The sequence below is a fragment of the Microbacterium sp. C448 genome, from assembly GCF_000582705.2.
In the GTDB taxonomy this organism is placed as follows: Bacteria; Actinomycetota; Actinomycetes; order Actinomycetales; family Microbacteriaceae; genus Microbacterium; species Microbacterium lacus_A.
Genome location: NZ_HG779609.1, coordinates 1 through 12,493, shown reverse-complemented (window position 1 = coordinate 12,493; position 12,493 = coordinate 1). Strand labels below are relative to the sequence as shown.

12 protein-coding genes are annotated in these 12,493 nt (G+C 69.4%); 8 read left to right on the top strand and 4 right to left on the bottom strand.

Annotated features, from left to right (window positions below; all coding sequences use genetic code 11):
- Nucleotides 1–3: 3 nt before the first annotated feature.
- Nucleotides 4–684 (bottom strand): MtrAB system response regulator MtrA, encoded by a 681-nt coding sequence (mtrA, locus tag MIC448_RS02435; RefSeq protein ID WP_036295559.1) that lies wholly within the window; start codon nt 682–684, stop codon nt 4–6.
- 218 nt (nt 685–902) lie between these two features.
- Between mtrA and MIC448_RS02430 the strand changes: the two genes are divergently transcribed.
- From MIC448_RS02430 to MIC448_RS02405, 6 genes are all read left to right on the top strand, one after another.
- Complete coding sequence (locus MIC448_RS02430) at nt 903–2,204, top strand: glycerophosphoryl diester phosphodiesterase membrane domain-containing protein (RefSeq protein WP_051512991.1); 1,302 nt, start codon at nt 903–905, stop codon at nt 2,202–2,204.
- Nucleotides 2,201–2,863: a DUF4129 domain-containing protein gene (locus MIC448_RS02425; RefSeq protein ID WP_051512988.1), complete on the top strand. Its 663-nt coding sequence runs from the start codon at nt 2,201–2,203 to the stop codon at nt 2,861–2,863. The genes MIC448_RS02430 and MIC448_RS02425 overlap by 4 nt, the downstream gene beginning before the upstream one ends.
- A 26-nt stretch (nt 2,864–2,889) precedes the next feature.
- Nucleotides 2,890–4,107 (top strand): DUF4350 domain-containing protein, encoded by a 1,218-nt coding sequence (locus tag MIC448_RS02420; protein WP_232711640.1) that lies wholly within the window; start codon nt 2,890–2,892, stop codon nt 4,105–4,107.
- A 20-nt stretch (nt 4,108–4,127) separates the two neighbouring features.
- Nucleotides 4,128–5,084: a MoxR family ATPase gene (locus MIC448_RS02415; RefSeq protein ID WP_036295603.1), complete on the top strand. Its 957-nt coding sequence runs from the start codon at nt 4,128–4,130 to the stop codon at nt 5,082–5,084.
- Nucleotides 5,085–5,092: 8 nt separating this feature from the next.
- A complete protein-coding gene (locus tag MIC448_RS02410) occupies nt 5,093–6,418 on the top strand; it encodes a DUF58 domain-containing protein (RefSeq protein WP_036295556.1) in 1,326 nt (441 codons plus the stop codon).
- Nucleotides 6,419–6,563: 145 nt separating this feature from the next.
- Entirely contained in the window at nt 6,564–7,352 is a 789-nt protein-coding gene (locus tag MIC448_RS02405) for an aquaporin (RefSeq protein ID WP_036295553.1), read from the top strand.
- A gap of 84 nt (nt 7,353–7,436) precedes the next feature.
- On the opposite strand, the gene katG is transcribed toward MIC448_RS02405, so the two are convergent.
- The 3 genes from katG to MIC448_RS02390 form a co-directional block, all read right to left on the bottom strand.
- Nucleotides 7,437–9,761 carry a catalase/peroxidase HPI gene (katG, locus tag MIC448_RS02400; protein ID WP_036295550.1) on the bottom strand — a complete coding sequence of 775 codons (2,325 nt, stop codon included), beginning with the start codon at nt 9,759–9,761 and terminating at the stop codon, nt 7,437–7,439.
- 31 nt (nt 9,762–9,792) lie between these two features.
- The gene (locus MIC448_RS02395; protein ID WP_036295547.1) at nt 9,793–10,269 is read right to left on the bottom strand and encodes a Fur family transcriptional regulator; all 477 of its coding nucleotides are present in this window, start codon (nt 10,267–10,269) and stop codon (nt 9,793–9,795) included.
- Nucleotides 10,270–10,341: 72 nt separating this feature from the next.
- A complete protein-coding gene (locus MIC448_RS02390) occupies nt 10,342–11,337 on the bottom strand; it encodes a stage II sporulation protein M (protein WP_036295543.1) in 996 nt (331 codons plus the stop codon).
- 17 nt (nt 11,338–11,354) lie between these two features.
- Here MIC448_RS02390 and MIC448_RS02385 point away from each other — a divergent pair, with 17 nt between their 5' ends.
- Nucleotides 11,355–12,200, top strand: coding sequence for an RDD family protein (locus MIC448_RS02385; protein ID WP_036295541.1), 846 nt, complete (start codon nt 11,355–11,357; stop codon nt 12,198–12,200).
- Between the two features lie 109 nt (nt 12,201–12,309).
- The coding region (locus MIC448_RS16690; RefSeq protein ID WP_036295538.1) for a hypothetical protein at nt 12,310–12,493 on the top strand (184 nt) is incomplete at its 3' end.

The following is a 12,493-nucleotide window of genomic DNA, read 5'->3' as shown; positions in this document are numbered from 1 at the left end:
ACCTCAGACGACAGCGCCGGCGCGGTAACCCACGCCGCGCACCGTGGTGACGATCTTGGGATTATCGGCGTCGAGCTCGACCTTGGCACGCAGACGCTGCACGTGGACGTTCACCAGGCGGGTATCGGCCTTGTAGTGGTAGCCCCAGACCTGCTCGAGCAGCATCTCTCTCGAGAACACCTGGTGGGGCTTGGCTGCGAGCGCGACGAGCAGTTCGAACTCGAGAGGAGTGAGGGCGATGATCTCGCCCGCACGGCGCACCTCATGGGCGGCGACATCGATCGTGAGGTCGCCGATGCGCAGCGGCGCTCCCGTGCTCTCCGGCGTGGGGCGCAGGCGCGTCCGGATGCGCGCGACGAGTTCTTTGGGGTTGAACGGTTTGACGATGTAGTCATCGGCGCCCGACTCGAGACCCTTAACGACATCCGCTGTGTCGGTGCGCGCGGTCAGCATGATGATCGGCACACCGGACTCGGCACGCACGAGAGTGCACACCTCGATTCCGTCCATGCCGGGGAGCATCAGATCGAGCAGGACGAGGTCCGGACGCTCGGTTCGGAACGCATCCAGCGCCTCGGAACCGTCGGAGCAGAACACGGGGTCGAATCCCTCTGTGCGCAGGACGATCCCAATCATCTCGGCGAGGGCGGTGTCATCGTCGACGACCAGGATGCGTGAACTCATGGAACGGGGTTTCGTCCTTCTGCGACGGAGTGTCGTGCGCGGCCCGAGCGCGGCCGGTACCCACAGAGTAGTCGACAGCGCCCGGACGTGGACTGCACACCGCCGGCAGGACCCTCGGGAGCGCCCGCGAGAGCGTACGGAGGGTGTGACACGATGGATGTGCCACCACCGGCGCGGGGTCACACATCCGCGCCGCCGAGCGCCTACGGAGGACTCAGATGAGCGCCCAGCACGCGTGGACGCCCGCGCCCCGGCCCGGGATCATTCCGCTGCATCCGCTCGGGTTCGGCACGATTCTCGGCCGCTCCTTCGCGGCCCTCCGGCACAACCCGGCGGTGCTGTTCGGCTTCGCGCTCGGCGTACAGGCCATCGCCTTCATCATCCTGCTCGTCGGCGTCGGCGGCATCGGATGGCTCACCTTCTCGCGCCTGGACACGCTGCGTGAGGGCACGGAAGAATTCGACGCGGTGCTCGCCGGTTCGGCCCTCATCACCGGTCTTGCCGCATTCGTCCTCGGCCTGCTCGCGACAGCGCTGCAGGTCATCGTTCAGGCCGTCGTCGTCGGCGAGGTGTCGCACGCCGTCGTCGCCGAGAAACTGCGGCTCGCGACACTCTGGCGTCACGTGCGCCCGAGCTTGGGCCGGCTCCTCGCGTACGCCGCGCTCCTGCTCGTCGCGATCGCTGTTCTCGTGGGGATCGTCACCGCGGCGATCATCGCCATCGGCGTCGCCGTGCATCCGGCCGTCGCGATCGCGCTGACCGTGCTCGTGATCCTGGGCGCGATTCCCCTGACGCTCTGGCTGAACACGAAGCTGCTGCTCGTGCCGAGCATCCTGATCCTCGAGCGCGCGACGATCCGTGCGGCCGTCGCCCGATCGTGGGTGCTCGTGCGAGGGCGCTTCTGGGCCGCCCTCGGCGTGATCGTCATCATCTCTCTGCTGTTCGGCACGATCTCGCAGTTCGTCAGCCTGCCCCTGTCGTTCCTCAGCTCCGGGCTCACGACGATCTTCGCCCCGACGGGCGAGCCCAACACCGGTGCCGTGATCGCGATCGTCGTGACGGTCGTGCTCACCTACGTGATCACCCTCGCCATCCAGGCCGTGGGGCTCGTCGTGCAGTCCACGGCGAGCGTGCTGATCTACATCGACTGTCGGATGCGGCGCGAGGGCCTCGACATCGAGCTGCTGCGCTACGTCGAGCGACGCGATGCCGGGGATGACTCGCTGCCCGACCCGTGGCGTCCGCGCGCGGGTGGACCATCCTCCGCTCCCGCTGCTCCGCCTGGGTGGGGACAGCCGCCGTATCCCGCTCAGCCTCCGTACCCGACGCAAGCGCCTTATGGGGGCCAGCAGCCCTATCCGGCACAGCCTCCTTATCCCCCGCAACCCCCGTATCCGGCTCAGCCTCCCTACGCCGCGCCCCAGCAGCCCCCGCCCGCGCCGCCCGTGGCTCGCGATGCCCGCACCTGGGCACCGCCGACCGCGGGCGACGGGGAATCCGACCCCCAGCCGCCGTCGTGAAGGTGCTGGACGTCCCTGTCATTCCCGATGGTGCCGAGGGGCGGGAGTGGGCCGAGCGCGAACTCGCTGATCCGCGCTACGCCGCGGCCGAGCCGACACCGCTCGATCGACTCGCCCAGGCCGTCGGCGAATTCCTCGAATCGCTGTTCGGCGCGGGGGCCCCGGCGGGTCTCGGCCCCGCCGTCCTCGTGGGGCTCGCCCTCCTCGCGATCGCCCTTATCGTCGTCGCCTTCGTGATCTGGGGCCGACCCCGACTCTCGCGGCAGACGACGGTGGCCGCCCCCCTGTTCGGTGAGGACGACACACGTTCGAGCGCGGACCTCCGTCGAGAAGCATCCGCGCGCGCCGCGGCCGGGGATTGGGATGCGGCGATCGTGCTGCGCTTCCGTGCCCTGGCACGCTCGAGCATCGACCGAGGCATCGTGGCAGCGCGGCCGGGCGCGACGGCGCAGTCGTTCGCTCGCTCGGCGGCCCGCGCCTTCCCGGATCTCGGCGGCGCGCTGTCCGACGCGGCATCCGTCTTCGACGACGTGCGCTACCTGCGGCGGCCCGGTTCACCGGATGACTACGAGCGTGTCGCGGCGACCGCTGCCGCCGTCGAGGCGGCCCGACCGCAACGCGACGAGCACACCGTTGACGCTGCGGGACGGCGACGATGATGCCGGATACACGCACCGTAGACCACGTGCCCGTGCCCGGACCGGCCGCGACCGATCAGCGGCTGCCGGACGACGGGCGAGGCATGAGACGCCGCCGCGTTCTCGGCTGGACCGTGATCGCTGCGTTCCTGATCCTCGTCGGTATCGCCGCGGCTCTGCTGTCCGGAATCGGAGCGTGGAACGAGCGAGACCGCCTCGACCCGGAGAGCGTCGGCCCCGGCGGCACCGCCGCGCTCGTGGAGATCCTGCGGGAGCGGGGCGTGGACGTCACCGTGACGCGTGACCGCGACGAGACGATGCGCGCGCTCGCTGAGGCGCCTGCCACCCTGGTCATGGCGGACTCGGCGATCCTGGGGGACGACGCGCTGCAGGCGATCTTCGACGCGGCGACCGACGTCGTCCTGATCGATCCTCGGACGCGCGGCGTGGAGATGCTCTTTCCCGGAGCAACCGCCAGCGGCTTCGCACCCGCCGAGACCGTCGACCCGGAGTGCGAAACGGATGCCGCCGTACGCGCCGGTTCCGTGATGCCCGGACGCCTGGTCGAGCCGGGGACATCCGACGCCGTTGCCTGCTACCCGTCGGGCGACGGATTCGGTCTGCTCACGAGCTCGTCAGGGGAAGGTCTCACCGCAGCGTTCGACGGTCGCGACCTGATCACCAACGAAAACCTCGCCGCGGACGGGAACGCCGCACTCGCCCTCAACCTGATGGGGCGGCTGCCGAACCTCGTCTGGTACGTGCCCTCCCTCACCGACAGTGACATCGCCACCGAACCCACCCTCGGCGAGCTGACCCCGGGATGGGTCACCCCCGCAATCGTCCTCCTGGGCGCGAGTGCGGTTGCCGCCGCACTCTGGCGTGGGCGCCGCTTCGGTCCGCTCGTCCTCGAACGCCTGCCCGTAACGGCGCGGGCGAGCGAAACGATGGAGGGTCGCGGTCGTCTTTACGAATCCGGCCGGGACGCTCTCTACGCCGCGGACTCCCTGAGACTCGGCACGTTGGAGCGCCTCCGGAGGGCTCTCGCGCTGCCACCCGCGGCGAGCGCGACCGATATCGCCGATGCATCCGCCCGCCTCGCGGCTCTCCCCCACCAGGACGCCAGACGCCTGCTGATCGAGGATGAACCGCGCGACGAACGGGAGCTGATCGCGCTGAGCGACGGCTTGCGGGCGCTCGAAGCAGCCGTCGCCCGCGGAATCCGGGGCGAGGGCGATGCACAACCGGAGCAGACGAAAAGATGACCATGGATGAGGGAGAACGGATGAGCGACGATGCCCTGCGGGAGTCGATGAACCGCGTGCGCGAAGAGGTGGGCAAGGCCGTCGTCGGACAGGACGGCGCGGTTACAGGCCTGCTGATCGCGCTACTCGCCCGCGGCCACGTGCTGCTCGAAGGAGTCCCCGGTGTCGCCAAGACGCTGCTCGTTCGTTCGTTCAGCCGGGCGCTCGGGCTGCAAACCACCCGCATCCAGTTCACCCCGGACCTGATGCCGGGCGATGTCTCGGGATCGCTCGTCTACGACGCCCGCGCCGGTGAGTTCGAGTTCCGCGAGGGGCCGGTGTTCACGCATGTGCTGCTCGCCGACGAGATCAACCGCACACCCCCGAAGACACAGTCGGCTCTTCTGGAGGCGATGGAGGAACGTCAGGTGTCGGCGGACGGTGTCACGCGCCCCCTGCCGGACCCATTCCTGGTCGCCGCGACGCAGAACCCCGTCGAGCACGATGGCACTTATACGCTCCCCGAGGCGCAGCTCGACCGTTTCCTGCTGAAGCTCGTGATCGAAGCGCCCGACCGCGACGCCGAGGTGTCCGTCCTGCGTCGCCACGCCGCGGGATTCTCGCCGCGTGACCTCGAGGCCGCGGGGGTCGAGCCCACGGTGACGATCGCCGATGTGCACGCCGCTCAGCGGGCCGCGGCCTCCGTCGCCGCAACAGACGAGATGCTCGCGTACGTGGTCGACCTCGCCCGCGCCACACGGTCGAGCCCGTCGGTAGACCTCGGAGCAAGCCCGCGCGCGTCCACGGCCCTCCTCGCCGCCTCAAAGGCCTGGGCGTGGCTGGGCGGCTACCCCGCGATCACCCCTGACCACGTGCAGACGATGCTCGTACCCGTCTGGCGGCACCGTGTGCGGTTGCGGACCGAGGCCGAGATCGAGGGGGTGACGGCCGACGCGATCCTCCGCCAGGTCGTGCAGCAGACCCCCGTGCCGCTCTAGGGGGCGCCGTGTTCGTCACCGGACGCCTCGCGGTTCTCGTCGGCCTCGGCGTGGTGCCCGTCATCCTGCTCTCGCTCGCCGCGAGCGCTGGTAACGCGGGTGCCGTCGCGTGGGCCGCGGTTGCGGGTTGGCTCCTGCTCTGCACGCTCGTGGCGGTCGCGGATGCTTCGGCGGCCGCCGACCCGCGGGACATCCGCGTCGAGCGCGACACACCGGGTCGTGCCCGACTCGGCGTCGCGGTGCGGGCGTCGATCACGGTCGCGGCCACGGGACGGCGGCGCCTGCGCGGTCTGCTGCGCGACGGGTGGGAGCCGACGGCGGGCGTCCAGCCCTCGCGTCACCGGCTCGATATCCCGGCGGGTGAGAGCCGCACGATGCCGGTGTCGTTTGTTCCGAGGCGACGTGGCGAGCGCCGCACGGCGTTCGTCGCGGTGCGCAGCCTCGGCCCGCTGGGTCTCGCCGGCCGTCAGGCCGTCACCCCCGCACCGGCCTCGCTGCGCGTCCTGCCGCCGTTTCATGCGAGCCGGCACCTGCCCTCTCGGCTCGCGCGCCTGCGTGAGCTCGACGGGAGCACGAGCGTTCAGGTGCGCGGCCAGGGCACCGAGTTCGATTCACTGCGCGAATACGTCCGCGGCGACGACGTCCGCTCCATCGATTGGCGTGCCACAGCGCGGGCGCGTACGACCATGCTCCGCACGTGGCGACCCGAACGCGACCGCCATGTGGTCATCGTGATCGACACGGGAAGAACGTCCGCCGCTCGCGTGGGCGACGGCACGCGGTTGGATGCGGCCATGGAATCCGCCCTGCTGCTCGCCGCCCTCGCCGACAGGGCAGGTGATCACGTTCACCTGCTCATGTTCGACCGGGTCGTCCGCGCGCGGGTGAGCGGCGTCCGCGGTACCCGACTCTTGCCGGCGCTCGTGGATGCCATGGCGGGCGTCGAGCCGCAGCTCATCGATACGGACTGGGATGCAGCGCTCGCGCAGGCCTCTCGGTTCACGTCGCACGCGTCGCTTGTCGTTCTGCTGACCGCACTCGACACAGCCAGCGCGAGCCGGAGCCTCCTTGCGCAGCTCCCGGCCGTGACGGCGCGGGGCCGTGTACTGGTCGGCGCCGTCACCGATGTGATGATCGAGCAGACCGCGGCGAAGCGTGAGCGAAGCGATGATCTGTGGCTCGCCGCGGCGGCCGAACGCACTCTGCTCGACACACGCCGCCTCAGCGATGCGTTGATGCGGCTGGGTGCCGAGGCGATCCTGCGCGGACCGGATGACCTGCCCCCGCAGATCGCGGACCGCTACCTCGCACTGAAGGCGGCCGGCCGGCTCTAGGCATCCGTCGGCCCGTTGCCCGCGGCGCCGTTTGTTGCGGTGACGTTTGTCGCGGTGACATTTGTTGCGCGGACGTTTGTTGCGCGGCTCTCGCGCCCGGCGAACCCGCGCCGCTACGCTCAGCACGAGAAGAGAGGAGTCCGCCATGACGGAACCCGCAAACACCCCCTCCACCGCGACAAAACTGGCCGCAGAAGCGCTCGGAACCTTCCTGCTCGTGTTCGGATCGATCGGCACGGCCCTGTTCGCCGCCACCTTCGGAATCAGCGATAACGGAACGCCCCTCGGCGTCGGCTTCATCGGCGTCTCGCTCGCCTTCGGGCTGACCCTCATGGCGGGCATCTACGCCTGGGGCCCGATCTCGGGCGGTCACTTCAACCCGGCCGTGACCCTGGGGCTCGCCGCATCCGGTCGATTTGAGTGGAAGAACGCACCCGGCTACATCATCGCGCAGCTCGTCGGCGGAGCCGTCGGCACGACGCTGATCGTGCTGATCGGCCTGTTCGGGCCGGACGGATGGCTCCAGACCGCCCAGGACGGCGGCTTCGCCAGCAACGGCTTCGCCGAAAACTCTCCGGGCGGCTTCGGAATCGGGGCGGCCATCATCGCGGAGGTGCTCTTCACGGCCATTTTCGTGCTGGTCATCCTCGGGGTCACGCACGCGTCACGCGGCACGGGTCCGGCCATGGCGGGCCTCTCGATCGGCCTGACACTCACTTTCATCCACCTCGCGTCGATCCCCATCGACAACACCTCGGTCAACCCGGCCCGCTCGATCGCCACCGCGATCTACGGGGGCGGCGACGCCCTCGCGCAGTTGTGGGTCTTCATCGTGTTCCCGCTCGTGGGTGGCCTGATCGCCGGGTTCGCCCACCGTGCGCTGTTCGAGCCGAAGCCCGCCTTCCCGGCGCAGGCCGAGGCCCGGACGCGGTAATACGCGCCCCGTCGCAAGCACAGAGCGGCCCGCCCCCTCGGGGACGGGCCGCTCTGGCGTCAGGCGCCGATCAGACGGTGCCGATCAGACGAGGTCGAACCGGTCGAGCTCGGTGACCTTGCCCCACGCGGCGACGAAGTCGCGGACGAACTTCTCGTGCGCGTCGTCCGAGGCATAGACCTCGGCCAGGGCGCGCAGCTCGGAGTTCGAGCCGAACAGCAGGTCGACGCGGGTGCCGCGGCCGAAGACCTCGTCCGTTCCGTCGATGCGACCCTCGAACGCGTGAGAGCCCGGGTCGAGCGGCTTCCACGTCTTGCCGAGGTCCAACAGGTTGGCGAAGAAGTCGTTCGTCAGGACGCCGGGGCGCTCCGTGAACACGCCGTAGGCCGAGTCGTCCCAGTTCGCGCCGAGGACGCGCAGCCCACCGACCAGCACCGTCATCTCGGGCGCCGTCAGCGTGAGCAGGTTGGCGCGGTCGATCAGGTGGTACTCGGCCGGCATCGGCGCGAGCGGTCCCTGATAGTTCCGGAAACCGTCGGCGGAGGGCTCGAGATAGGCGAACGAGAGCTCATCGGTCTGCTCCTGCGAGGCGTCGGTGCGCCCCGGGTGGAACGGAACCTCGGCGTCGACTCCCGCATCCTTGGCTGCCTTCTCGACACCCGCGTTGCCCGCGAGCACGATCAGGTCGGCCAGCGAGACCTTCTTGCCGTCCGTACGGCCATCGTTGAAGGATGCCTGGACACCCTCGAGCACCCCGAGCACACGTGCCAGCTGCTCCGGCTTGTTGACGGCCCAGTCCTTCTGCGGCGCCAGGCGGATCCGCGCACCGTTCACGCCACCGCGCTTGTCGCTGCCCCGGAAGGTGGATGCCGCGGCCCAGGTCGTCGCAACGAGTTCGGCGACCGTGAGGCCCGACGCCAGGATCTGCTGCTTGAGCGCCGCGGCGTCGGCCGCGTCGATCAGCACGTGGTCGACCGCGGGCACCGGGTCCTGCCAGATGAGCTCCTCGGCGGGAACCTCGGGGCCGAGGTAGCGCGCGATCGGACCCATGTCGCGGTGCGTGAGCTTGAACCACGCACGCGCAAAGGCATCACCGAAGGCCTCGGGGTCTTCGAGGAAGCGGCGCGAGATCGGGCCGTAGTCCGGATCCATCCGCAGCGCGAGGTCGCTCGTCAGCATGCGCGGCTCGCGGCGCTTCGTCGCGTCATGCGCCAGCGGAACCATGTCGGCTCCCCCGCCGTTCGTCGGGCGCCACTGGTGGCCACCGCCCGGGCTCTTCATGAGCTCCCAGTCGTAGGCGAACAGGATGTGGAAGAACTCGTTGTCCCAGCGCGTGGGGTGATACGTCCACGTCACCTCGAGGCCCGAGGTGATCGTGTCGTCGCCCGCGCCGGTCCCGAAGTTGTTCTTCCAGCCGAGGCCCTGGTTCTCGAGCCCGGCGGCTTCGGGGTTGGCCTCGACGTTGGTGTCGGGGGCCGCACCGTGCGTCTTGCCGAAGGTGTGTCCACCGGCGATCAGCGCGACGGTCTCTTCGTCGTCCATGCCCATGCGGCCGAAGGTCTCGCGGATGTCGCGGGCCGAGGCGAGCGGATCGGGATTGCCGTTCGGGCCCTCCGGGTTGACGTAGATCAGGCCCATCTGCACAGCGGCGAGCGGCTTCTCGAGCTCGCGGTCACCCTCGTAGCGCTCGTCCGCGAGCCACGTGGTCTCGGGGCCCCAGTACACATCGTCGTCCGGCTCCCAGACGTCGGGGCGACCGCCACCGAATCCGAAGGTCTCGAAACCCATGGTCTCGAGGGCCACGTTGCCGGCGAGGATCATCAGGTCGCCCCACGAAAGGCTCTGGCCGTACTTCTTCTTGACGGGCCACAACAGACGTCGCGCCTTGTCGAGGCTGACGTTGTCGGGCCAGCTGTTCAGGGGCGCGAAACGCTGCTGACCCGTGCCACCGCCACCGCGACCGTCGGTCGCGCGGTAGGTGCCGGCCGAGTGCCACGCCATGCGGATCATGAGGGGGCCATAGTTGCCGAAGTCGGCCGGCCACCAGGGCTGGCTCTTCGTGAGCGTCTCGGCGATGTCGGCCTTGACGGCGGCGAGATCGAGGGTGGCGAACGCGGCTCGGTAGTCGAAGTCGGCGCCGAGGGGATCGCGCGCCGGCTGGTTCTTCGCGAGGATCTTCAGGTTCAGCTGGTTCGGCCACCACACCCGGTTGGCGGAACCGGTCGTCGGGTGGGGCTGCGCGCTCGGCTGGCCGTGGATGACGGGGCAGCTGGCATCGTCCGGGTTCGGGCTGGGACGGGTCTCGCCGTCCTCCCGCTCGTTAACGGGCGTGTCGATGTCGGTGACGGACTGGTCCGTGGCGGTCGGGTCGTTTCCGATACCCGTCGTGGTGTCGTCGTTCTCGCTCATGGTCTTCCTTTCTCGGGGACTACGTGTGGGATCAGGGAGTCGTGGATGCCGCCGGTGCTGCGGTGCCTGCGTTGACGGCGCAGTCGGGGCAGGTGCCCCAGTAGGTCACCTCGGCGGTGTGCACGGCAAAACCATGGGTGTCGGACGGCGTGAGGCAGGGGGCTTCGCCGACGGCGCAGTCGATGTCGGCGACCGCTCCGCACCCCGTGCAGATCACGTGATGGTGGTTGTCATCGACGCGCAGTTCGAACAGTCCCGGCCGCCCGGCGGGCTCGATGCGCCGAACCAATCCCGCGTCCACGAAGTCGCCGAGGGCGTTGTAGACCGACTGCAAGCTCGTCTGCGGTACCGAGAGGGCGACGAGTTGGAAGACGGCGTCAGCGCTCGCATGCGGGCTGACCCGCAATGCCTCCACGACGGCTCTCCGCGGCTCCGTGACCCGCAGGCCGGCACGACGGATGAGCTCGGCGGCTTCCATCCCGTGAGGGAGGAGGGCGGTTGAACTCATGTCCCCAGTCTAGCGACCAGTTTTGATCGAATCAAAACAAGGGGCCGTGAAAATTCGATGAACGGATGCCTCTCACCCGGAGACGAGAATCGGCGTTCCCGTCTCGGATTCCGAGAGGTCGCCGGTCTCGCCAGCCCGCGCCGCCCGCCCCCCGACGAACACCATGTAGACGACGAACGCACCCAGCGCCAGGGCACCGATGCCGATCTTCACAACCCACGGCCACGGCTGCGCCGTCACGAAGCCCTCGATGATTCCCGACACCAGCAGGGCCAACAACAGCCCGATTGCCACGGTCGCCAGCGATCGGCCGGCGGATGCGAGTGCCTCGAGGCGCGTCCTCGGACCGGGTGCGATCCAGGCCCAGAAGATGTGCAGTCCCGCGGCTCCGGCGACGAAGATGCACGTCAACTCGAGCAGCCCGTGCGGGAGGATGAACAGCACGAAGACATCGCCGCGGTCGAAGGCGAACATCACGGCGGCTGCGGTCCCGACGCCCACCGCATTCTGCACCAGCACCATGACGGGCCAGAACCCGGTGATCCCGAACAGGACGCACTGCGCCGCGATCCACGCGTTATTCGTCCAGACCGTCCCCGCGAACACCGCCGCGGGGTTCTCGGAGTAATAGCTTGTGAACTCTTCTTCCGCGTAATACTGCAGCCCCGCCCGGTCACCGAGGGCGGCGACGAGAGCGGGATCGCCCGCCACCCACGCGGCGACGATCGCGACGACCGCGACGAAGAGGACGGCGATGACGAGTGTCGTCCAGCGCACCCGATACAGCGCAGCGGGCAGCTGAAGAGCGAAGAAGCGCGGCAGCGCTCGCAAGGGGTTGGCGCTTGCGCGCGTCAGGCGCAGTCTGGCCGCGGCGAGCAGGGTCGAGACGACGTCACCCTGAGGCGCCCGCCCCGCCGTGGACTTGATTTCGGCGAGATCGGCCGAAGCGGATTGGTAGCGTGCGACCAGCTCGTCGGCTTCGGCGCCGGTCAAGCGGCGGCGTGCCGAGAGCTCGCCGAGCCGTTGCCATTCGGCTGCCCGTGCGGCCGCCAGCGCGTCGAGGTCCACGCGCCTAAACTACCCGCATGACGCCTCGACCCTCCCCGGAGGCCATCCACCTGGCCCAAGACGAGGTACTCACCGGTGAAGCCGTAGCCCTCGACGTCCAACCGACCGGCGTCCTGCTTCGGGCGGTCGGCGCGGTGATCGACATCCTGTTGGCTACCGTTCTGATGATCGCTGCATTGCTGATCATCACGGGCCCGCTCGCGCCGCTTCTACCCGAGGGCGCCCAACAGATGACGGTGATCGTCACGCTCGTTCTGGTGCTCGTCGTGCTTCCGACCGCCGTCGAGGCCACGACGCGGGGACGAAGCCTCGGGCGCCTGGCGGTGGGGACTCGCATCGTGAGATCGGATGGTGGGGCCTCCGGTTTTCGTCAGGCTCTGATCCGAGCCCTCGTAGGCGTGCTGGAGATCTACTTCACCCTCGGCGTGGTTGCGGTGCTCGCCGGTGCATTCACTCCTCGATCGCAGCGCCTCGGCGATCTGCTCGCGGGAACGTACTCGCAGAGAACGCGCGTGGCTCCCCTGCCGCCCTCGCTTCCACCGGTTCCACCGATGCTCGACCAGTGGGCATCCGTCGTGGACGTCGCCCGCCTCCCGGATCGCCTCTCACGGAGGCTCGCGCAATTTCTCGGGCAGGCGCCGCGCCTGGCGCCCGCAGCGCGTGACCGCATAGCGGAAGAACTGCGTGATGAGGTTTCCGCTTTCGTCTACCCCATGCCGAACACCGATCCCCTCACGGCGCTCTTCGGAATCGCGGCGGCGCGGCGCGACCGGGAGCTGCGCGCCCTCAGCGCCCAAGATGAGCGGAGGGTTGACCTCGCGCCGATCCTGGAGCGCGTTCCCCCCGGGTTTCCCCGGCACTGAGGGCCACTTCGACGAGCTCAGCGACCGGGCGCGGCGGCGTGCTCTAAAACGGGGGTGGATCCGTGTTGGGGACGAAGTGGATCGCTGGGGGTGGTTTGTCGATGTAGACGTGACCGCCCGGGGAGGTCCATTCCAGGACTCCGCCGCCGAGCTGGCGAACGGTCCAGGCCGTTTCGCCTTTCAGGACGTGATGGCGTTTGCAGAGACAAGCCAAGTTGCAGACATCCGTGGCGCCGCCGAACGCGTAATCGAGGGTGTGGTCGCGATCGCACCGGTGCGCGGGTTGCCGGCAC